Raw genomic sequence first — 20,372 nt, 5'->3', positions numbered from 1 at the left:
CTCACCCCTACACGAAGATCTTGCAAGAACGTGATTTCACCCGCCGCCGACAGGCCCTCCCTCGGCTGGCCCTGCCACGGCCGCACGGTGGACCGGCAGGGGCTCGGCACCGCTCCACTGGTCGGACGAGCGCCCCGCCCGTTACACCCCGACAAGGCGTCTCTCGCAACGTGGTCACCAATCCACAGGTCTTGACAATTGCTCGCTGGAGAAGGTGGCGAAGGGGTATCCGCCTGGCTGGTTCCAGCGAGGGGCGCCGATCATCACCTTGCGCGAGGAAAGCAACGGGCTGCACTGGGCGATGCGGGCGCCCGGAGGCGGCTACGACATGGCGTCGCCGTACGACTGCCCTACGAAGAAGTCGAGGCAGACGTCGGCTTACCAGCCATCACTACTCGAAGCTGAATTCGACAGCGGTACTGCTGATGAAATGGGCTACGCTGCGTCTAGCAGCATGGAAGAGACGGGAGACCCCCACGGTGGAGAAGAGAACGAAGGCTGACGTGGCGAAGGCCGCCGGCGTGCCAACCGCGACGGTGGATGCCATGCTCAGCTACATCGTCGCTGAAGTGGCGGCCGGGAACGCGGTGCAGTTCATGGGCTTCGGCGCATTCCAGCCCGTGGAGCAGGCCGCGCGTGAAGTGAATGTGCCATCCACGGGCCAGAAGACCACGGCCCCGGCCAAGTACCGGCCGAAGTTCAAGGCGGGGACCACCTTCAAGGACACGGTGGCGGCGGCGCGGAAGCCGTAGGCCGCCAGGAGTAGGCAAAGGGTGCGAGCCGTGGGGACGGCTCGCACCCTTTGTCGTTTCGTGACAGATGGGGTTATCGCTCTGGGCGCGGTATCCCAAGACGATCACAGAAGTCGTTCAGTGCCTCGGCGATGACCTCCCCGCCCGTCCGCGACTGCTGCACACACGCCGCCACCAGGCGCGCCCGCGTGTTCTCGGTCAATCGGACGGATGCCGGCTTCGGCCCGCCGCTCGCCTTCACCTTGCGCGGCGTCGGCAGAGCCACCTCCGCCCCCTGCGGCATCGTCTCCGGCACACCATGGCGAGAGGCGTACGCATTGATGGCCTCCTCCCACACCCCTTGGAGGTTCTTGCCGGTCCGTTCCGCCGCCGTCTTCACCCGCTTACGCGTGGCGTCGTCGAGTCGCGCGCCAGTTGAGTACAGCGTGGGTCGCGCGACCACCTTGTCCCGGTCGTACTCGCCGGGGATGCCCAGCTCGTCGAACCAAGCGTTCAGCGCTTCGACGACGCACTCGCTCCCGCCTAGTCCGAGCCTGGATGCCACGGCGGCGAGCCGCGCCCGCGTGTTGGTCGTGAGCCGTACCGTCGCGCGAGCGAGGTCCTGTCCGGCCGTGCGGTACTCCGCAGGGGAGGGCAACTCCATGTTCGCGTTGGCGGGCATCTCCTCCTGGATGCCGTTCTGGTCGGCGAAGAAGTTGATGGCCTCTTCCCAGATGTCTTGAATCCCTTGCTTGGTGCGTTTGACGGCGGCCGTGAGCCGATCGTCGGTGTCCGGGTCCAGGCGTGCGCTCGTACTGTGCAGGTTGGTCCACTGCGCTTCGCGGAGGCGCATCGGCCTGCGCTGTGCGGACGTCTGCGGTTCCGCTGCCGCTTTGCCAGGTTCGACGAACACGACGGACCTGGTATCGGGCTGCTTGCGGGGCATGGCGGGTGCTCCGGTGGTGGTGGCGGGTCGGTGCTGTGTCTCACCGTATTGGGTCAGCGCTGCTTTGTCGCGTCCCCACTGTCGCATTTGTCTGATTTTGCAAGTGTGCTGGCTGTCCCCTAATGGTATGAGGATGTCTCATCTCATCCACATCGACGCCCTGCCCTTCAGTCGCACCCTCTGGGGCCGCCTTCGGCGAATGACACCAGCACGATGACAATCCGGAGCCTCAGGCTTACTGACTGCCCTCAATGTGATGATCTAGCTGGTTCCCCAAAAACATGTGAAACTGATGGCCTGAAAGAAGCGATACATCAGTGACCTGATCGGTGCACGACCCCCAACATGTGACAGGTGTAAATGGCCACGCCGTATCCCCCTCCGTCGTTGTTCGCCAAGGCCGCCGAGGCAGTGTCCCGCTTCGGTAAATCCGCTACAGCGAAACTCCGTGGTGATGGCCAGCCTGAAGACCAGCTCCGCGCCCCGCTTGAAGAGTTATTCAAGGACATCGCCACAGCCCTGGGTGTCTCCGTCGACATGTTCGGCGAGACATCGCTGGCCACGCTTGCCGTCCGTCCGGATTATGGCGTGAACGTGGCAGGTGCCCGTGTGGGCTACATCGAGCTGAAGGCTCCCGGTCGGGGAGTGCCGGACACGTGGAAGCCGAACAAGCACGAGAAAATCCAGTGGGAGAAATTGCGGCTGCTGCCGAACGTGCTCTACACGGATGGCTGCGAGTGGGCACTCTATCGCGACGGCGCGCTGGTGGGGCAGGTCGCGAAGATGAACGGCGACATCCGGACGGCGGGCGCCAAGCTCACCCCCGCTGACGGCGAGTTCACGCGGATCGTCAGCGACTTCCTGCTATGGAAGCCGACCCCTCCCCGCAATATCCGGCAGCTCGTGCGAGCCGTGGCGGGCCTATGCAAGCTGCTGCGCACCGAGGTCGTCGAGGCCATCGACCGCGAGAGACGCGGGGAGGAGAAGACGAAAGTCTTCACCGACCTGGCCGTCGATTGGCGCAAGCTGTTGTTCCCCGGCCTGACTCACGAGGAGTTCGCCGACTCCTACGCTCAGACGGTCACCTTCGCCCTCCTGCTCGCCCGCGTCGACGGCATCGCTTTCGAGAGCCGCTCGCTCGGGCAGATCGCCTCGCAGCTCGGCAAGAACCACTCCCTCATGGGCAAGGCGTTGGCCGTTCTCACCCATGACACTGTGGAAGGCCGCAGCATCGTCGTGGAGACCCTCAAGCGGGTCATCGGCGCGGTCGACTGGGACAAGATCAGCGACGGATCCGCCGACTCCTATCTCCATCTATACGAGCGCTTCCTGGAGGAGTACGACTCAGAGCTGCGCAAGCAGAGCGGCTCGTACTACACCCCCAACGAGGTCGTTTCGTTCATGGTCCGTTTCACCGAGGACATCCTGCGTACCCGGTTCGGGCAGGAGGGTGGCTTCGCCTCCGACGACGTAGTGGTGGTCGACCCCGCCATGGGCACCGGTACGTATCTGCTGAACATCATCAAAACCGTGGCCAAGACCGTGGAGGAAGAGGAGGGCCCCGGCGCGGTCCCGGGCCAGCTCAAGAAGTTGTTCGGCCGCCTGATTGGCCTGGAGCGCCAAGCTGGGCCGTTCGCAGTAGCCGAGTTGCGGGTCAACCAGGCGCTTAAGACTGAGCACGGCGCTGAGATCGCTGAGAAGGATCAGAAGCTCTTTGTAGCCGACACCCTGGACAACCCGTTCGAGAACACCCAGTTGAACCTAGGCTCGATGTATGAGCCCATCGTGCGCTCCCGCCGGGAGGCGAACAGGATCAAGCGGGAGACCGCAGTCCAAGTCGTGATCGGTAACCCTCCATACCGGGAACGCGCCAAGGGCATGGGTGGCTGGATCGAGCAGGGTGCCGAGAACTCTGGGCATGGTGTTCCAATGCACGACTTCAAGGCCGCCGGGATGGGTAAGTACGAATTCAACCTCGCCAACCTCTACGTATACTTCTGGCGCTGGGCCACCTGGAAGGTCTTCGACGCCCACCCCGATCAGCCCGTAGGTATCGTCGCCTTCATCACCACCTCCGGCTACACCACGGGCCCAGGCTTCGCTGGGATGCGCGAGTATCTGCGCCGCACCGCTGACGAAGGCTGGATCATCGATCTGTCCCCAGAAGGGCACCGACCGGACATATCTACGCGCGTGTTCCCCACCGTGCAGCAGCCGCTCTGTATCGGGATTTTCGCTCGGTACGGCCAAGGCGACCGGATAACACCAGCTCGCATTCATCACCTGGGCGTCTCAGGGCACCGCACACAGAAGTTTGTCCAGCTAGCCGAGATCACCTTGGATGGGAGCGCGTGGGCAGAGTGCGGAACCGGCTGGCAAGACCGCCTACAGCCAGCCGGTGGAGACGCGTGGCTCAGCTACCCCCTCCTTGGGGACCTCTTGCCCTGGTCCCTGACGGGCTTCAACACCAACCGCAACTGGGTGCTGGCGCCAACCCCCCGAACTCTGCAGGACCGGTGGCAACGCCTTGTCCTAGCCGATCGAGAGACACAGCCGAAGCTACTGAAGGAAACGACCGACCGTACGACCGAAACCACCGTTCCCCCCCTTCCTGGGGGAAAGCAAGCGCTGGTCCCCCTCGGAGAAGAAACCAGCCTGGCCCCTCCTGTGGCGCGCGTCGCGTTCCGGAGTTTCGACCGCCAGCACCTGATATTCGACGCCCGGGTGATCGACCGTCCCAGACCCTCGCTCTGGCAAGTCATGGGAACGACGCAGGTCTACGTGACCGAACAGCATGCCCACCCCATTACCAGAGGTCCTGCCCTCACCTTCACCGCGCTCGTGCCGAACGTGCACCACTTTAACGGACGTGGCGGCCGAGCTCTGCCGCTCTATCGGGACTCTGGGTGCAGCGCCGCTAATGTTGCTCCTGGGTTGAAGAGCCTGCTCAGCAACCGCCTCCACCAAGTCGTCAGCGCTGAGGACATACTGGCCTACATTGCTGCCGTCGCAGCCCATGGCGCTTACACCGCCCGCTTTGTTACTGACTTGCGTAGCCCTGGTGTGCGGATACCACTTACCTCCGATCCTGAGTTGTGGATGGATGCCGTGCGGCTCGGTCGGCGCGTCCTCTGGCTCCATACCTATGGCGAGCGCTACGCGGACCCCGCTGACGGGCGCCCAGCTGGTCCGCCCAGGCCAGCCGACCAGTGGGCCAAGGCTGAAGTCGCCATTCCCAGTACGACGACGGACATGCCCAACGAGATCTGGTACGACGCGGATACCCTGACGCTGCACGTTGGTTCCGGTCAGATCGCCCAGGTTCAGCCACAGGTTTGGGCTTACGAAGTATCAGGCTGGCGGGTGGTAAAGCGCTGGTTCGACTACCGCAAGAAGAATCCGGACGGCCGCAAGTCGTCCGACCTCGATGACACCAAGGCCGAGGAGTGGACGGCGGAGTTCACCACCGAACTACTGCAGTTGCTCCATGTTCTTGCTCTATGCATCGAGCTAGAACCGGAGCAAGCGGACTTGCTTGAACGTATTTGTGAAGGTCCGCTCATCACCGTGACCGACATCGAGGAGGAGCAGGTGTTCCCCGTACCTGCTGGTGCGAGGAAGCCGCCTGCCTCCGAGTCTTTCGAGGCCCCGACTCTGTTGTAGGAAGTTGAGCAGGACAATAGTCGGAGCGCACTTTCGCGACAGGGCTGACCGGGCTACCTTGAACATGAGAGTTGAACTCTCGTGATGTTTGTCGGCGCCAACCGACGGGCCCTCGGGGACCCGACTCCCCCCGAGGGCCTCGACATCTGCTCCCAGAATGCAACGCACGGGCATGCCGCAGCACCGTTGACCGTGGGGGTGCGGCCGACGCGCCGTCACTCGTAACGGAGGGCGCTCGGGCTGCTGCGTGATCAAGGCGTCGTCTACACGGTAGCGGGCCGCGGCACCTACCCAGCACCGCCTAGCAAGGCCCAATAGGTGTATCAGTTGTTGGGCGAGCGGAGTACCGTGGACGAGTGACCATTTCCCTCGACGAACGCACAACCCAGGACATGACGCCGGGCCAGCGGGTGGCGACCGGCTTGCTGGCCGACATCGAGTCGGGCCAGTTTAAGCATGGCGACCAGCTTCCGTCCGAACCGGACCTGCAAGCCGCTTACGGGGTCGGCCGCGCGGCTGTCCGCTCGGGCCTGGAGCGTCTGCGAGAGCAGGGCAAGATCGTCACCGTGCACGGCAGCGGGTCGTTCGTCGTCGGCCCTGGTCGACAAGAGCCGCCGATCTCCGCCAGTGGCCGGCTGGTGAAGGACATCCGCGACGGCATCACGTCGGGTCGGCTCAAGCCCGGGGATCAACTCCCGAAAGAGCCGGAACTGATGGACACGTACCGGCTGTCGTCGCCGGCGATCCGGGCGGCGCTTCGCGAGTTGCGCGAGCAGGGGCTGATCCACTCGCAGGGCCGACATGGGAGGTTCGTCGGCCCTGAGGGCACGCCAGTGCGCCGGGCTCCGACGAAGGGGGAGGCCATCGCCGAAACGGTAGCCTCCCGGATCCGTGCGGGCCGTTACCGTCCGGACGAGTGCCTGCCGGGGGAAACCATGTTGGCGCAGGAATTCGGCGTCACTCGCAAGGTAGTGCGGGCCGGGCTCGCGGTGCTGCGCGACCAGGGCTGGGCGCATACGGTTCCCCATAAGGGCACATTCGCTAATAAATCGGATAAATGGCCCAAGTTGGTGGATTGATAGAGAAATGGTGTCGCGTTAGCCGTGCTTAGGCTTCCAGCCTGGAAGAATTCTCCCCATGTCTGAGTCGCGGATCAGCCCGCCGCTACGGCTTTTCATGTTGGGCCGCAAGCTAACTGGCCTGCGTGACGCTGCTGGCATGACCTGCGGCCAGGTGGCCAGCAGTCTGAAGTGGAGCCCGTCCAAGGTCTCCCGCTTGGAACGTGGCGTCAACAGCTACGCCACCGCAGGGGAGCTCACACGCCTCCTTGATCTGTACGGCGTGGACGCCGCCGTGCGCGCGGAGTGTCAGCACCTGCTGCGCACTGGCCGCATCACGCCGCCCTGGGAAGAGCACAAGCGCGGTCTTGGCGGCTTGGTCGAGTACGTGGCGTGGGAGACCGAGGCGTCCCGGATCCAGTACTGGCATCCGCTGCTCATCCCTGGCCAACTTCAGACCGAGGCGTACGCCCGCGCCATCATCGCCGCCGGCATGCTCGAACCGGACGAGGCGCTGCTGGCGATGAAAGTCCGCGCACGGCTCGCCCGGCAGTGGATCACCCGCTGCGACAATCCGGTCCACCTGCACGCCCTTATCGGGGAGCAGGCGCTGCGACAGCAAGTCGGCGGCCCGGACGTGATGGCCGCGCAACTCGACAAGCTGGTGCTCGACACCACCCGGCCGAACGTCACCATTCAGATCATCCCTCAGGAACGGGCAGTCGGTCTGTCCAGCGGATTCGTCGTGCTTACACTGCCGGGTCTGGGGGAAGTGCTGTTCCTGGAAGCGGGCACCGCGGGCATAATCGACCAAGGTCCGCGAGTCGTCGAGTTCAAAAAGCGCTTCGGCTACTTCCTTGCGCGGGCCCTGCCCGCCGATCAGTCCGCGGGCCTCATCACGGACATACGGAAGGGCTTGGCGTGCTGAGCGACCAGTGGATCACCGCCTCCGAGTCCGGCGACTGCGTCGAGGCGCGCCGGGCTGGCACCGACCGCGTGGAGGTGCGCAACAGCAAGCGCCCAGACGAGGCGATGGTGTGGTTCACGGGCTCCGAGTGGTGGGAGTTCGTCGCTGGAGTCCGGCGCGGTGTGTTCGACCTGCCTGAGTGGAGCACTAACGCTGCTGGCGTATGCGTCGGGCCTCGCTGATGATCCCGCGCCTGTAGGCGAGGTCTCTTTGAGCCTTGGGTTGTCCGGGCAGGATCGCAGCGGCGAGGCTGATGAGGCCGAGGATGGCCATGGTTGCGGTGAGTAGCGTTTCAGCGTCGCTGAGCGCTGAGTCGCAGATGAGCAGAGCGTAAGCGACGCAGCCGATGACACTGACGGCGCGGACGAGACGTCGTCCATTCATGGGCGTTTCCTTAGCTGATCAACCCCGTATACGTGCCACGCCACCGTAGTCAGTCATGACTGTGTCGCGATATTCCCCTGTGCTGCCCTGTTGCTTGATCGTTACCGTATGTACGAGTTGACTGACGACAAAGTGTCATGGCCCTTAAACGTCATCAATAATTCTGGACACACCAGTATTAACCTATTTACATGGTTCCCTCAGGGCGCGCACAATGCGTAACGCCCCAGAGTGGGAAACCGCTTGCTGGGCGACGCCGCGCGCACCTTTCCCGAAAGTCACTACAGAAAGTAACCCATGATCAAGCTCCTCCGCACCACGCTGGCCGCCCTCGTCGTCGCCCTCCTCCTCAGCGTTTCCGTCTCGGTGGCGGCCCAGGCCGAACCCGTAGGAACGCCCACGCCGACCGCTACGGACTCCAGCTCCACACCAGAGCCCAGCCCGGCCGCCGCCACCACCACCACGCCGGCTAGCAAGCCGGGCACCGTGGAAACGCACACCGAGACGACGCAGACGGTCACCCACGCTGACGGCAGGAAAACCATCACAAGGACTGTTACCGACACCACGACTACGACCACGACCACGACCACGACCAAGCCAGACAGCACCCAGAACAGCGACACCGGCGGCTGGTGAACTTGGCTCCAAGCCTCACGCGTCACGCAGTCGCGGCCGTCGTCGCCGTCGCCACAGCCGTGGCGGCGGCGGGGGCGGCCACGGCCGCCTCCGACGTCGTCATTCTGGTAGCACTGGTCTGGCTGGCCGTCGCCGTACTTGCGGCGACCAAGGCCGTCACGCTCACCCGCGCCATAATCGCTTACCGCCGCGCCTACCGCACCGGCCAAGAGCACGCACGCTGGGCAGCCGACCTGACATGGGACACGGTGCCGCACGTCGCAGGTGTCGAGTAACACGGGGATCGAAAAGGAGCACAACGTTGAGGTCCGGCCTGGGAATCGGCGCAATCGGGGAACAGCTCTACCGCCACCTGGTGGAGCAAGGGCCCACGCCCACGAACGAGTTGGAACGTGTCATCGGGAATGGTTCCGGGGACGCTCTCGCCAGGTTGCGAGACGTCGGCCTGGTCGTCGGTGAGCCAGCCGCTGCCCGTCATCCCGACTACGCGTTACGTCCCCTCGTGGCCAACGCCGAAGCGGTCGTGACCAGACTGAAGACGCAGGCCGCCGAGATGCGCGACTTGTTCGACAGCAGTGCGGCGGGCATGCGAGGTCCTAACACACCGGTTGAGGTTCTCACCGCTCGTCAGCGCATTGCTGCAGCCTTCGACGATCTATCGCTCGGCGCGCACATTGAGGTGCTCCAGTTCGTGACCTGGCCCTTCGTGCCCTTGACGGCAGTGCACGGTCCAGGCGATCCCGCACGTCGCAACCCTGACGGGTCGGTACGCCGGCCTCGCCGCAGGCTTCTGTTTGAGCACTCCGTGCTCGAGAGCGAGGCGGCGCTGATCGGGCTGCACAATGCGATCACCCTCGGTGCCGACGTGCGGCTTGCCAAGGAACTCCCATTCAAGCTGATCGTCTCGGATCGTGAGCGGGCGCTGGTCCCGCGCTTCCCGCGCGATTTCTCGGATCAGGCGTCCACGCTGCTTCTTCGGGGTGGCGCGCTGGTGGAGTGCATGCTCGTGATGTTCGAGCACTTCTGGTCCGAGGCCACGCCGCTGGAAGCCGACTACGACGGGTTCGGACCGGGCGCTGCCAGAGAGATCGATGAACAGGACATGGCCATCCTTCAGCACATCATCGCAGGTCAGACCGACGACAGCATGGCCAAGCTGATGGGCACGAGCAAGAGCACCATCCTGCGGCGCGTCAAGCGGATGCGCGAGCTCGCGGGAGTAGAAACCAGGCCAGCATTGATCTTTCATGCCGCTCGGAACTGGATGAACTAGTCAGCGGACGCGAAGCATCTGAATCTGCTGGTCATAGGTTCGCAGCACCAGGTCGAGGTGTTGGAGAAGGGTCTCCTCCATGTTGGCGCGCTCCTCATCGGTGATGCCCGGCATGGAGCGGATCTCTCGCAGCTTCTCCTGCAGCTCGGCCTGGATGTGTTGCGGCGTGATGGACGGGTCCAGGCTGGAGCGCTTCGTGTCGGTGGCGGAGTGCTTGGCGATGATGTCACGGAGCAGGCGTGCGGCCTCGGGCCGGCCTACCTCCTCAACCTGGCTCACAGACCCGCCCACAGCCCAGGTGACCCAGGCGTAGTCAAGATCACTGGCCCTGGTCTCGCCGCTTTCGATGCGGCGGACTTTGTTGGGGTAGAAGTTGTACCCAGCCGCTTGCGCGATCTTGTCCGCTACGGCCTTGAAAGACATCTCAGGCAGGAGTTCGTCTTGCCGGGTGCGTAGGCGGTGGAGGAGTTCTACGTCGGCGGTCCTGTGTGGTGGCTTGGGCACGGCTGGGTCCTTCTGCGTGGCGTATTTGTCGCAACAGTACCAACAGGCGTGCCATACCGCCCAGATGTCATCGACATCGATTTCACATATGGTGATCATGAAATGACTGTTACAACTGTCTCGTTTGTCATATAAGTACGCTCAAAGTGGACATGAGCGACACGCGCGCGATAGAGTCAAGACGTCGGACAGCCCTGTCCGATCCAAGATCAACAGGGCGACCGATATGCATGTTGACCAGCCGCAACGGTGCCGACCAAAGCGGAACCACCACAAGAGGCGCACAGCCAATTCCGCCAGCGGTACCGCAGTCAAAACCAGGAGAACCATGACCATCACTCACACGCCCGCTCTCCGGGTCACCGGCGAACGCATCGACAGCCTTGTCGAGGCGATCACCAGCCACCGCCTCAGCGACGTCGGCGTGGCCGCCCGTGCCCGCCTCATCCGCCTCCTCGACGAGGACAGCGCGGCAGCCGACCGCCTGATCAACGAGCGCACCCGGGCCATCGAGAACGACCCGGTGTACCACATCGAGTGCGAATGCCTGCCGAACGCGATCGAGCTGGCAGCCGCCAACGCCAACCACCTGGCCGACCGGCTCGCCGCCTACCTCGGCTTCTACCACGACCTGCCGTGCGAGGTCTCGATCGACCTGGTACAGGGCGACGGCCAGGTGATCCCGCGTGAGGGCGCCACTCGCCCCCTGTTCGTGACGGAGGCGTCACCCGTCTACGCCGTGACGTGGATGAGCACGGACGGGGCCCGCGAGATGAAGCGGATAACCGCCGACCGGTTCAAAGGCCGACTCGGCAAGACCCTCTCCCGCCGCGCGGCCTTGCCTCCCGGCCACGCGAGCCGCGTGTGGGACATCACCGTCCGCGCCCAGGACGGTACGGACGTCACCTCTGAGTTCCCGATGTTCACCCCGCGCAGGGACGACTGCGTGCCGCCGTTCGCTGAGGCGTTCATTCCGCTCGACGCCGACCCCGTCCGGGTGGTCGCCCACATGGAGAAGCTCGTCCAGCGCTACCCCGACGTGTGGGAAGGCGGCATCACGAACGGGCTGGGCATCTTTCACTGGAGCCGCTCCGGCTTCCTCGTTGAGGTCCAGAACGTCGAGGACGGCCAGCCCGCGCATATCCCGCTCCGCGTCGCCATCCACCGCATCAACTGCGCCGCGCTCGGCCTGCCCATGTCCGCACCGGAGAAGGCGGTCGAGCGGCTGATCCGCATCGCAGAGGGTTCGTCACACCTGGACCGTGCCACCCTCTACCAGCTCGCCATCGGCGAGAGAGCAGAGAGCGTCGCGTGACCACCGACCTGACGCCCCGCCCACGCCTGTGGCGCGACCCCACCAACCCGGCCGAGCAGGCCATGACCACCTACGACGAGTGGGTCTACCGCCGAGAGCAGGAGAACTGATGCAAGGAGAGATCAAGAAGGGCGACCGGCTCCGGGTCACCATCCTCGACTGCCACGTCGATGAGGTATCGACGACGTCGCGCGGCCGGTTCCTGTACCTCAACTTCCGTGACCAGCACAGCACCTTGAACGTGGGCCCGCTCCCCATCGCGGCCGAACTCCTCAAAGTCGAGGCGCTCACCCCGTACTCCTGGCCGCCCCGCCAGGACGACGTCTGGGAGGACGGGCAGGGCCTGAAATGGTTCGGCGTCCGTCCTGGTGACGGAACCAAGGTCACCCTGTTCAGCGCCCGAGGCGGCTACCCCGCGGACGGCCTCGACGAACTCCTCGTGATGAACGCCCCGTGGCGACTGGTCTACCGCAACGAGAACGAGCCGCCGTTCTGATGACCACACTCACCACACCCACCGGCCGGTTCCTCGGCCGGTGGGCCTCCGGAAGCCCAGAGTGGCACGAAGCGCGTCGGCACCGCATCGGCGGGTCCGACGTCGCTGCGATCCTCGGCCTGTCCAAATGGATGTCGCGCTACGCGCTGTGGTGCGAGAAAGCGGGCCTGGTCCAGCCGGACCCGTCCACCACGGAGCAGGCCCGCGGCCATTTCCTCGAGGGCGGCGTCGCCGACTGGTTCGCCTACCAGCACCCGGAGTTCCGGGTCGTCCAGGCCGGGACGTACGTGCACGCCGACCCCGATCGGGACTTCCAGCTCGCCAATCCCGACAGGCTGCTCCTGCGGGACGGCCTGGTCGTTGGCGGGCTGGAGATCAAAACCGACGCGGACGGCCGCGAGTGGGGCGAGTCCGGCACCGACGAGATCCCGTATTACTACTTGACGCAGGTCAAGTGGTATATGGACGTGCTCGGCCTCGATGAGTGGCAGGTGGCGGTCGTCATCGGCCGCAACTTCGAGTTCCGCGAGTACACCGTCCACGCCGACCCGGACGACGCCGACTACATGCGTGAGCAGGTCGAGGAGTTTCGGCTGTCGATCGCGTGGGACGAGATGCCGCCCGTGGATGGCCACAAGGCGACCGTCCGCGCGATCCGGAAACGGCATCCGCTCATCGACCCGGACACCGTCTACGACATCCCCGACGAGCTGGCCGCGAAGTGGTTCCCCATCCTCGCTGAGGAGAAGACGGCCGTCGCCGACGCCGCGGCGGCCAAGAAGAAGGCGCAGAAGGCCCGCGCAGAACTGCTCGACGCGATGGGCACTCGGGCCCGCGCAGAGTGGCGCGGGTCGAAGGCCGCCCGCCGCCAGTCGAAGCAGGGCGGTGCGCCTCACCTCGTCCTCGAATCCGACTTTTCCGACGTTCCCGAGCTTCTAGGAGCCGCAGCATGACCACCGACAATCTCCCCGCTATCCGCAACGCCTCGCTGGCCGAAAGGATCGAGTACTCCCAGCAGCTTGCCTTCGCGAACCTGCTGCCTCCGCAGTACTTCAAGCAGCCCGCGAACGTGCTGTGGGCGATCGAGTTCGGGGAGTCCATCGGCGTAGACGCGATCACCGCGATCACCGAGGTCCACGTCATCAAGGGCAAGCCGTCGTCGTCGGCGGGCCTGGTGTCGGCTCTGGTCCGTAAGGCCGGGCATCGGATGCGGACCTGGGTGGAGCGTGACGAGAACGGCCGCCTGATCAAGGCCGTCTCCACGATCGTCCGCAGCGACGACCCCGAGTTCGAGTTCAAGTCCGAATGGACCATTTCCAGGGCTCAGACGGCCGGGCTGCTGAAGCAGAACGAGAACTACGGCAAGTACCCGGAGGCGATGCTCAAGGCCCGCTCCCAGACCGAGGTGGCGCGCGACGCCTGCAAGGAGGCGCTGTGCGGGCTCGGCTACACGCCCGAGGAGCTCGGCGCCCAGGTCAACGATGACGGTTCGATTGTCATCACCGACGTCAGGGTGCAGGCGGGCGGGTCGGTTCGCGAGGCCGCCGCCGCGGCGGCGCAGGAAGTGGACGGCGTCGTCATGGCCACCAGGCAGCAGCTCCACGACCTTGCCGAGCTAATGGACGCCAAAGGCGTGGTGGACAAGCTCGGCTATTTGCACCTGGTGTTCCCCGACCACACCTTCCAGTCAGCCGCCAAGCTCACGTCCGCCCAGGCCGCGCAGGCAGCCAACGCGCTCAACCGCGGTGAGCACCTGCCCGCCCAGCAGGAGAACGCTCCGGACGATGCGCCGAACAGCAACGTGCCCGCCGGCGAACCGGCTGGCCCTGCGCCGGATGACAAGAAGCCCGCAGCCAGCCAGCAACCTCCGGCCGCCGAGGAGGAGCCCGTTGAGGGCGACATCGTGGAGGACGGGCCATTCGCCAACGACAAGCAGCTAAGAGACCTGGGCATTCTCATGACCGATGTCGGGATCACCGCCCACACCGGCAGGGGCTCGAAGGCCAAGAACGACGAGGCCCGGTTCGCGTGGCTGAGCAAGGTCCTGGACAAGCCCGTGCAGGACTCGACGAAGACCATCACGGCCGTTGACGCTGACAAGGCAATCGCCGAACTGAACCGGCTCCGGATCGCCGCCAAGCAACGGCGCGGCCTGCTCTACAAGCAGATCGACGCGTCGTTCAACCGGCTCGGCATCACCGACACGGAAGACCGCCTCCGTGACCTGACCGACCTCCTCGGCCACACGGTCATGAACGCCGACGACCTCACGTTCGATGAGGTGGAGGGCGTGGCGGATGCGCTGGAGCAGGCCGTCGCCAACGGCGGCCGCGAGACGTGGGACCGGATGGTCGAGGCCGCCAAGCAGGCCAACGCGGAGGCGCGGCAGGGCGGCGGCGCCTGATGTCGTCGAAGGAGATCGTGCTCCGGCAGGTCGTCACCTTCCGGTCGCCGCGCTGGCGGGCGCCCCGGTACGTGATGGTGCTGGACCAGCCGCTGCCGAAGAACACGATGGACGACCGCTACGACAGGTGTGAGTTCCACCATCTGGCGTGCGTCTGCCGCGAGGCGGAGCAGGCCGAGGAGCTTTCCGAACTTCAGGGTGAGCTGCGGCAGATCCTCACGGTGCTGCGGGAGGAGTTGGCCGACCACGCGACGTGGGCTTACGGGCCGCAGAACGAAGACGACCTGATCGCGCAGTGCAAGTGCTTCGGCTGCAAGATCGCCCGCCGCCTGTACCACACCATCGGTGGCGAGATCATCACCCACGCGTCCCGCCGAGGCCAGACCCGATGAGCCCCGTCCGGGCGTCCGCGCACATGCCAGGGCGCCCGGACGGCACCAACCCCCACCCTTCCCCCTCTGAAAGGGACCAGCATGACCAGCGACACCGTTAACGGCAGCAACCCGCTCGGCATCAACCCGAGCGACCCGCTCGGGAGCTTCTTCACCGACGACACCATTCAGATGCTCGTCGCCAAGCGGAACGCCCTGCTCGGCCAGGCTGAGGAGGTGCGGCAGCAGGCCGACAAGCAGATCTCGGCACTGAAGCGGCAGGCGCGTGAGCTTGAGGCGCTGATCAGGTACGCCGACCAAAACCGTGACACCGGCAACGCCTCCATCCCGGCAACCAGGAGGTGCGGATGCGGACGCGACGCCTACTGGATGACTGGGTTTGGCTTCTACCACGACATCGACGGCCAGGCGGCGCCCGCGATGGAGCAGTGCAAAGGAGAACCCCTCCCCAACAATGCTGAGCCGGCCCGCCTCCCCGAGCCGAGCCGCGCGTGACGATCAACCTCAACGCAGACGGGTCGATCGACCTGACCGCGATCGACTACACGACGGAGACCGGCCCGTACTGGGTCGTATTCGTGGACAACACGGCGGTCAACCCCGACTGGCCGCTCCCGATCGCGTGGGCGGCACACGAGTGGAAGCGGCTGGCCAGCCGCGCGCTCGAGACCCGCAGCGGCGCCCGCGTGGAACTCGTGCAGTGCACGCACGAGGAACTGGAGTTGGTGCCCGTCCCCGGTGGCCGCTGGTGAACCGCCGCCGCAACGACCGCCCTGACCTGTGGGCGCTGGCGGGGCTGCTGCTCCTGGCCGCCACTGTCGTGCTCGCCATCTACGCCGCGTCCCCGTCCATCCCTTAACTGGAAAGCGAGAAAACCACATGACCACCCTCACCATTCCCGGCAAGGCCGACATACGCGCCGGAGCCGCTGACCTGCTCAAGACTGGTGGCTGGATCCAGGGCAAGTACTACTCGACGAGGAGCAAGACGCCCGGGGTCTGCCTCGTCGCGGCCATCAGCCTCGCCGCGGGCCTGCCCGCCGTCGCGCTGGCCAGCCTCAAGCCGCACTCCAAGGACGCGGACTACCTCGCCCGCTGGGAGGTAGCGCAGGAACTGTGCTCCGAGATCGCCACGGCGCTCGGCCGGCCCGCCCACGAGATGGCGCCGACGCGGTGGCTGTCGTTCTGGAACGACAAACCCCACACGACCCTGGCCCAGGTGCGCGACGCTCTCGAAGGGCAGGCCGCCTGATGGAAGAGTGGTGGTACCGGCTCACCCGCCGTCAGCGGTGGATCGTCTGCGCAGCCATGGCGGTGTATTTCGCGCTGAGCTTCGTGAACGCGGGCCTCTGGTCGTTCATCACCGCCTTGCTCACGCTCACCTTCGGCTGGCTGTTCGGCGTCATGTACGGCTCCGAGCTGGCCCGACGCGAGACCGCGCGCCGTCTGGAGCTGACGGACAGTCAGTACGAAAACGCCGTCACCACAGCGATGAAGGCCGTCGAGGATAACGCGCGGCTCACCGGCGAACTCATCGAGACGCGGAAGGACCTGGCCGCCGCTCACCTGCGCCAGGCCACACTCCGCGCCCTCCTCAACGAGGCCGGGATAACCGTGGCTGACGACGACACCGAGGAGATTGACCTCATCCCGGAGGTCCAGCCTCACCCGTGAGAGACCTCCTGCTCTACGTCCTGGCCGCAGCCGGCGCGATCACCGTGTCGGCTGCGGCTGCATTGGTGCTCTACGGCTGGTGGCTACACCGGCGGCACCAGCAGGCCGCCCGCTTACGCCGCGACGAGCGGGCCCGCGCCCTGAGGCCGGAGCAAGTGAACGGCCAGGAAGGGCTGGCCGCCTGGCACGACTACATCGTTGATCACGACCTGCACACCGTCGACATCCCGAAGGAATGGAAATGACCCAACCACTCATCACGATCACCGTGGTCGGCCAGCCGGCGCCGCAAGGCTCCAAGCGACCTCTCGGCAAGGGCCGCATGGTGGAGCAGGTGGAAGGCGTTCACCCCTGGCGGCAGGACGTCAAGCAGGCTGCGATCGACGCCATGACCAACGGCCCGCTCGCCCTCGACGGGCCCCTCGTCGCGGAGATGGTGTTCACCATGCGCGATAAGCCGGTCAGCAAGCCGACGTGGTGGCCCACAGGCATCCGCTGGTCGAAGCTCATGTGGTGGCGGCCTGCGTCCGCGCCCGACCTGTCGAAACTGGTCCGCTCCACCGAGGACGCCCTTACACAGGCGCGGGTGTGGAAGGACGATGCCCGCGTCGTCGAGTACCGGCGTGTGGCCAAGGTGTTCGTCGACCAGCCTGGCGAGCCAGACGCGTTGTCCAGGCCCGGAGCTGTGATCCGCATCTGGCCGGTGGCCGAGTGATCCGCCTGGTCGCGTTCCTTGCTGTCCTCGCCGCCACCTCGGGCGCCTCTTGGGTCATCTACCAGGACAGCAAGCCGGGCGGCATCCTCGTCTTCCTAACCTGCATGGTCGTCTTCGTCGCGCCCACGTATTTCCGGCTGATGGACATCATCCCCCGACGCGACGACACGAAGCCGGGGGCGTGATGAGCCCTCGCAAGCGCGAGGAGCGAGGCGAGCTCGTCGTCGTGGACGGCCAGATCGTCGGCTACCAGCTCCCCCTTCCCGACCCCGACAAGGAGACCAAGCGTGCCAGCTCCCGAAGGCGTTCCACTCGACACCAAGCGACAGCGGAACCGAAGCCGCAAGAAGCCTCTTCGTGACCGCACGGCGATCTGGTCTCACGACGGCACCACTCTGCTCGCCGTCGTCGAGGGCCACGTCACCCCGGACGACATCGCAGCCGCGCGGCAGCTCGCTTTCCGCGCCACACCTGCACCACCGCAGTAGGAGAACCATGCCCAGCACAGCCGAGCAGGTCATCGCTCGAGTCTTGAAGAGGAAGACGCCAACCGCCGAGGCCGTCCTTGACGAACTAGCCCGAGCGGGCTGCACGATCATCGACCCCCAGCCCATCGAGCCGCCCGTCTGGCTGCCCAAGGACAACATCAGCAGAGCCACCGTGCAGCAGGTCGCCGACCTCATCCGGCAAGGCAAGACCGTCGAGGAGATCGTCTCGGAGACCGGCAAGTCGAAGCGAATGGTTGACCGCTACGTCTCCGCCGCGATTCACCTCGGATGGGTGCGCCGCCGGCCGCAGCGGAAGCGGGCAACGCGGAAGGCGCAAACGTGACGGCGGCCGAGGCGCTGCGCCGCGCCATCAGTGAGGCCGCCCGGGCGTTAGCGCACCGCGTGTACGAGCGTGACCAGCTCGCGGAGGACGACCGGACTGACCCATACGCGTTCGCGCTCGATTACCTCAACGCGCAGGTCGGCCACGGCTGGCGGCCGACGAACGCGCAGAAGAACGCGTGGACATCCGCGCCGCTGCGCGACAACACCGAAACCAACAACCGCGGCATGGAGCTGGCACGCCAATCGCTCAACCGCAAATCCGACACCGATAAGGGGGGTTATCACGATGCAGGTCCCGATTGACCCGAGCGGCAGCCTGATCCGCCACCCGCACCGATATCCGAGCCCGGACGACATCGTGTGGGAAGACGCCGAGCCGTTCGAGGCCCGCCTCATCCTCGCCGACGTCAGGAACGCCCAGGGCTACGGCAAGTACGTCATCTGGCAAGAAGCGCATGGCATCCGCCGTTTCCCGATGGACACCGAACACGCCTTCGCGGTGGTCAAGAACATGCTGATCGACCACGGCGCGATCATCACGGACACCGACCCGGAGTGGACGTTCACGAAGGCGCACGCTCGCGGCGGCGACGCGTACGGGATCAAGCTCGTCCGCAAGCGGTTCCTGGACCAAGAAGACGGCGACGCCGACCTGGAAGAGAACGAGGAGTAACCCATGACCGCCCCTCAGCCGCTCAAGCGCGCCTCCATCACGCTCCTGAGGCAGATCGCCGAACACGACAACGGGAATGGCGTGCTGTTCCAGCCCGCACCACGCGGATGCCGCAAGATCGACGGTACGGACTTCTCCACCCGGGACGAGACGTTCCGCCTCCCTGCCCAGCTCCACCTCATCACCGTCGATCACCCCCGGCTCGGCATCTGGAAGGTTCAGCTGACCGCCGCTGGCCACGACTATCTGGCCAAGGCCGACGGACGCCGCGCCAAGCACAGCTCGATCAAAGGCGCGCGGGCGACCCTGGTCGTGATCGACGAGGCCGTTCGGGGCCACCATGCCTAAGCAACAGCCCGACCAGCCCGGCGACGGGTTCAAGCTCATCGAGGGCAGGTCCAACAGTTACCGGCACCGCAACACGTGGTTGCGGCACTGGCGTGACAGCGACGACCCTCTCTGTGCCGTCACCCGTAAGGCCCGCGGGGTGGACTGTGGCCCGCCCGTCGCGGTCGTCCTCGTTCAGTACTCCTCGAACTCCTTTGCCCGTCCTGACACGGGCCGGCTGCGCTCAGTGTGCGCCCTGCATCTGCCGTTCGCGGACGGCGTGGCACGCCTGGCCAAGGACGCAGAGGCGGCTGCGCATGTCCGCCTCGTCGAGGCGCACCCGGAGGAGTTCGCCGAGTACTTCGACGACGAGGTGAGACGGCGGATGGCGGCCGCGACCGAGCAGGCGATGCGGGAGCTGACCCGCATCCTCAACGACGACATGGAAGGAACCCGATGACCGACACAGGAGGGCCTCGTGGCTGAGACCGGATGCCAGGTCGTCGTCGACAAGACGATGCAGGTCTGCGAGGCCCTGGACACCGTGGAGGTCCAGGCCGGATGCGTCCACGGGCACATCCGCAAGGGACGGGTGTGCGACAAGCACGTCAAGGAGATCGGGAGCGGCAAGACGTTCTGCCGCGCCTGCTACGAGATCCACGGGCACGCGTGCAGGATGGCGCTCTACGCGGGGGTGGCGGTGCTCGGCCGCGGCCTGCCCTCGGGCGAGGTGGTGCGTGTTCTCCAACGCTGACCTGGCCCGGTGCCGGATGCTCGGGTGCGGGCAGTCGATCCGGTGGACGACCACGGAGGCTGGCAAGCAGCTCGCCGTCAACTCCAGCCCGGACCCGGAAGGGAACACCGCAGTCCACCGGGACGTGCACGGCGTGCTCCGCTCCCGCAGGGTGACGAAGACGAAGCCGATCGCCCCACACGAGAAGCTGATGCGGCCGCACGTGTCCACCTGCTCCGTGTGGAATGCCCGGCGCCGGCGAGCCACGACCGATGACCCGCCCCCTCGGACACCACCGCCCAGGTCGCCGCGCGCGACCCCGGCCGCGGGTGAGTTGTACGAGCGCCTTGGCGTCGCCCGCACCGCCACTCAGCAGGAGATCAAGAGCGCGTACCGGCGCCTCGCGCGTGAGCTACACCCTGACGTCAACCCAGACCCCGCCGTGGCGGAGCGGTTCAAACGGGTGACGGAGGCGTACGACGTGCTGTCCAACCCGGGCCGGCGCGCCACGTACGACCTGACCGGGCGCGGCCCGCGGCCCCGGTAACGATCTCTAGCGGAACCACTTACGGTGGGGACCGACCACTTCCCTCAGTGGCGGTCCCCGCTTCGCGTTATGGGAAGGAAGGCAGCACACAGCATGCCG

Annotated in this window: 30 protein-coding genes and 1 pseudogene; 29 read left to right on the top strand and 2 right to left on the bottom strand. The window is 65.8% G+C overall.

What is annotated here, in order from left to right; all coding sequences use genetic code 11:
- Nucleotides 1–214 precede the first annotated feature (214 nt).
- Both EJK15_RS77440 and EJK15_RS07090 read left to right on the top strand, forming a co-directional pair.
- Nucleotides 215–502, top strand: a complete 288-nt coding sequence (locus EJK15_RS77440) for a DUF6349 family protein (protein ID WP_420847024.1) — start codon at nucleotides 215–217, stop codon at nucleotides 500–502.
- Nucleotides 480–752 carry an HU family DNA-binding protein gene (locus EJK15_RS07090; protein ID WP_206060700.1) on the top strand — a complete coding sequence of 91 codons (273 nt, stop codon included), beginning with the start codon at nucleotides 480–482 and terminating at the stop codon, nucleotides 750–752. The genes EJK15_RS77440 and EJK15_RS07090 overlap by 23 nt, the downstream gene beginning before the upstream one ends.
- A gap of 73 nt (nucleotides 753–825) precedes the next feature.
- Here the strand turns inward: EJK15_RS07090 and EJK15_RS07085 are convergent, their stop codons facing one another.
- The gene (locus EJK15_RS07085; protein WP_138709567.1) at nucleotides 826–1,764 is read right to left on the bottom strand and encodes a hypothetical protein; all 939 of its coding nucleotides are present in this window, start codon (nucleotides 1,762–1,764) and stop codon (nucleotides 826–828) included.
- A gap of 300 nt (nucleotides 1,765–2,064) precedes the next feature.
- Between EJK15_RS07085 and EJK15_RS07080 the strand changes: the two genes are divergently transcribed.
- From EJK15_RS07080 to EJK15_RS07050, 7 genes are all read left to right on the top strand, one after another.
- Entirely contained in the window at nucleotides 2,065–5,340 is a 3,276-nt protein-coding gene (locus EJK15_RS07080) for a type ISP restriction/modification enzyme (RefSeq protein ID WP_171074154.1), read from the top strand.
- 356 nt (nucleotides 5,341–5,696) lie between these two features.
- Entirely contained in the window at nucleotides 5,697–6,419 is a 723-nt protein-coding gene (locus EJK15_RS07075) for a GntR family transcriptional regulator (RefSeq protein WP_138709565.1), read from the top strand.
- 97 nt (nucleotides 6,420–6,516) lie between these two features.
- Nucleotides 6,517–7,326, top strand: coding sequence for a helix-turn-helix domain-containing protein (locus EJK15_RS07070; RefSeq protein ID WP_171074153.1), 810 nt, complete (start codon nucleotides 6,517–6,519; stop codon nucleotides 7,324–7,326).
- Nucleotides 7,320–7,547: a DUF397 domain-containing protein gene (locus EJK15_RS07065; RefSeq protein WP_138709563.1), complete on the top strand. Its 228-nt coding sequence runs from the start codon at nucleotides 7,320–7,322 to the stop codon at nucleotides 7,545–7,547. Before EJK15_RS07070 ends, EJK15_RS07065 begins: the two co-directional genes overlap by 7 nt.
- A gap of 499 nt (nucleotides 7,548–8,046) precedes the next feature.
- A complete protein-coding gene (locus tag EJK15_RS07060; protein WP_138709562.1) occupies nucleotides 8,047–8,388 on the top strand; it encodes a hypothetical protein in 342 nt (113 codons plus the stop codon).
- A complete protein-coding gene (locus tag EJK15_RS07055; RefSeq protein WP_138709561.1) occupies nucleotides 8,385–8,663 on the top strand; it encodes a hypothetical protein in 279 nt (92 codons plus the stop codon). Before EJK15_RS07060 ends, EJK15_RS07055 begins: the two co-directional genes overlap by 4 nt.
- A 26-nt stretch (nucleotides 8,664–8,689) precedes the next feature.
- The gene (locus EJK15_RS07050) at nucleotides 8,690–9,661 is read left to right on the top strand and encodes a hypothetical protein (protein ID WP_138709560.1); all 972 of its coding nucleotides are present in this window, start codon (nucleotides 8,690–8,692) and stop codon (nucleotides 9,659–9,661) included.
- On the opposite strand, the gene EJK15_RS07045 is transcribed toward EJK15_RS07050, so the two are convergent.
- Complete coding sequence (locus EJK15_RS07045; RefSeq protein WP_138709559.1) at nucleotides 9,662–10,264, bottom strand: hypothetical protein; 603 nt, start codon at nucleotides 10,262–10,264, stop codon at nucleotides 9,662–9,664.
- Between the two features lie 229 nt (nucleotides 10,265–10,493).
- Between EJK15_RS07045 and EJK15_RS07040 the strand changes: the two genes are divergently transcribed.
- The 20 genes and pseudogenes from EJK15_RS07040 to EJK15_RS74240 all read left to right on the top strand — a co-directional run.
- Nucleotides 10,494–11,480 (top strand): hypothetical protein, encoded by a 987-nt coding sequence (locus tag EJK15_RS07040; protein ID WP_138709558.1) that lies wholly within the window; start codon nucleotides 10,494–10,496, stop codon nucleotides 11,478–11,480.
- Nucleotides 11,481–11,589: 109 nt separating this feature from the next.
- A complete protein-coding gene (locus EJK15_RS07035; RefSeq protein ID WP_138709557.1) occupies nucleotides 11,590–11,976 on the top strand; it encodes a hypothetical protein in 387 nt (128 codons plus the stop codon).
- Complete coding sequence (locus EJK15_RS07030; RefSeq protein WP_138709556.1) at nucleotides 11,976–12,929, top strand: YqaJ viral recombinase family nuclease; 954 nt, start codon at nucleotides 11,976–11,978, stop codon at nucleotides 12,927–12,929. The genes EJK15_RS07035 and EJK15_RS07030 overlap by 1 nt, the downstream gene beginning before the upstream one ends.
- Complete coding sequence (locus EJK15_RS07025; RefSeq protein ID WP_138709555.1) at nucleotides 12,926–14,380, top strand: hypothetical protein; 1,455 nt, start codon at nucleotides 12,926–12,928, stop codon at nucleotides 14,378–14,380. The genes EJK15_RS07030 and EJK15_RS07025 overlap by 4 nt, the downstream gene beginning before the upstream one ends.
- A 17-nt stretch (nucleotides 14,381–14,397) precedes the next feature.
- Entirely contained in the window at nucleotides 14,398–14,772 is a 375-nt protein-coding gene (locus EJK15_RS07020; protein ID WP_138709554.1) for a hypothetical protein, read from the top strand.
- A gap of 81 nt (nucleotides 14,773–14,853) precedes the next feature.
- On the top strand, nucleotides 14,854–15,267 hold the full coding sequence (locus EJK15_RS07015) for a hypothetical protein (protein ID WP_138709553.1): 414 nt from the start codon (nucleotides 14,854–14,856) through the stop codon (nucleotides 15,265–15,267).
- Nucleotides 15,264–15,524, top strand: coding sequence for a hypothetical protein (locus EJK15_RS07010; protein ID WP_138709552.1), 261 nt, complete (start codon nucleotides 15,264–15,266; stop codon nucleotides 15,522–15,524). The genes EJK15_RS07015 and EJK15_RS07010 overlap by 4 nt, the downstream gene beginning before the upstream one ends.
- A gap of 127 nt (nucleotides 15,525–15,651) precedes the next feature.
- On the top strand, nucleotides 15,652–16,023 hold the full coding sequence (locus tag EJK15_RS07005; RefSeq protein ID WP_138709551.1) for a DUF6197 family protein: 372 nt from the start codon (nucleotides 15,652–15,654) through the stop codon (nucleotides 16,021–16,023).
- Complete coding sequence (locus tag EJK15_RS07000; protein ID WP_138709550.1) at nucleotides 16,023–16,445, top strand: hypothetical protein; 423 nt, start codon at nucleotides 16,023–16,025, stop codon at nucleotides 16,443–16,445. The genes EJK15_RS07005 and EJK15_RS07000 overlap by 1 nt, the downstream gene beginning before the upstream one ends.
- On the top strand, nucleotides 16,442–16,690 hold the full coding sequence (locus tag EJK15_RS06995) for a hypothetical protein (RefSeq protein ID WP_138709549.1): 249 nt from the start codon (nucleotides 16,442–16,444) through the stop codon (nucleotides 16,688–16,690). The genes EJK15_RS07000 and EJK15_RS06995 overlap by 4 nt, the downstream gene beginning before the upstream one ends.
- The gene (locus EJK15_RS06990) at nucleotides 16,687–17,160 is read left to right on the top strand and encodes a RusA family crossover junction endodeoxyribonuclease (RefSeq protein WP_138709548.1); all 474 of its coding nucleotides are present in this window, start codon (nucleotides 16,687–16,689) and stop codon (nucleotides 17,158–17,160) included. Before EJK15_RS06995 ends, EJK15_RS06990 begins: the two co-directional genes overlap by 4 nt.
- Nucleotides 17,157–17,345, top strand: coding sequence for a hypothetical protein (locus tag EJK15_RS06985; protein WP_138709547.1), 189 nt, complete (start codon nucleotides 17,157–17,159; stop codon nucleotides 17,343–17,345). Before EJK15_RS06990 ends, EJK15_RS06985 begins: the two co-directional genes overlap by 4 nt.
- 102 nt (nucleotides 17,346–17,447) lie before the next feature.
- A complete protein-coding gene (locus tag EJK15_RS06980) occupies nucleotides 17,448–17,648 on the top strand; it encodes a hypothetical protein (RefSeq protein ID WP_138709546.1) in 201 nt (66 codons plus the stop codon).
- Between the two features lie 7 nt (nucleotides 17,649–17,655).
- Complete coding sequence (locus EJK15_RS06975) at nucleotides 17,656–17,991, top strand: helix-turn-helix domain-containing protein (protein ID WP_138709545.1); 336 nt, start codon at nucleotides 17,656–17,658, stop codon at nucleotides 17,989–17,991.
- Nucleotides 17,988–18,296 carry a hypothetical protein gene (locus EJK15_RS06970; protein ID WP_138709544.1) on the top strand — a complete coding sequence of 103 codons (309 nt, stop codon included), beginning with the start codon at nucleotides 17,988–17,990 and terminating at the stop codon, nucleotides 18,294–18,296. Before EJK15_RS06975 ends, EJK15_RS06970 begins: the two co-directional genes overlap by 4 nt.
- Nucleotides 18,280–18,666, top strand: a complete 387-nt coding sequence (locus EJK15_RS06965; protein ID WP_138709543.1) for a hypothetical protein — start codon at nucleotides 18,280–18,282, stop codon at nucleotides 18,664–18,666. Before EJK15_RS06970 ends, EJK15_RS06965 begins: the two co-directional genes overlap by 17 nt.
- 3 nt (nucleotides 18,667–18,669) lie before the next feature.
- Nucleotides 18,670–19,014, top strand: a complete 345-nt coding sequence (locus tag EJK15_RS06960; protein ID WP_138709542.1) for a hypothetical protein — start codon at nucleotides 18,670–18,672, stop codon at nucleotides 19,012–19,014.
- On the top strand, nucleotides 19,007–19,453 hold the full coding sequence (locus EJK15_RS06955; protein WP_138709541.1) for a hypothetical protein: 447 nt from the start codon (nucleotides 19,007–19,009) through the stop codon (nucleotides 19,451–19,453). Before EJK15_RS06960 ends, EJK15_RS06955 begins: the two co-directional genes overlap by 8 nt.
- A gap of 18 nt (nucleotides 19,454–19,471) precedes the next feature.
- On the top strand, nucleotides 19,472–19,747 hold the full coding sequence (locus tag EJK15_RS06950; protein WP_138709540.1) for a hypothetical protein: 276 nt from the start codon (nucleotides 19,472–19,474) through the stop codon (nucleotides 19,745–19,747).
- Between the two features lie 313 nt (nucleotides 19,748–20,060).
- Nucleotides 20,061–20,246: pseudogene (locus tag EJK15_RS74240) on the top strand (DnaJ domain-containing protein); the annotation flags it as partial.
- Between the last annotated feature and the right edge of the window lie 126 nt (nucleotides 20,247–20,372).

This window comes from Nonomuraea basaltis (assembly GCF_005893125.1).
Lineage (GTDB): Bacteria > Actinomycetota > Actinomycetes > Streptosporangiales > Streptosporangiaceae > Nonomuraea > Nonomuraea basaltis.
The sequence above is the reverse complement of the archived record's forward strand: the minus strand, read 5'-3'. Positions and strand labels throughout refer to the sequence as shown.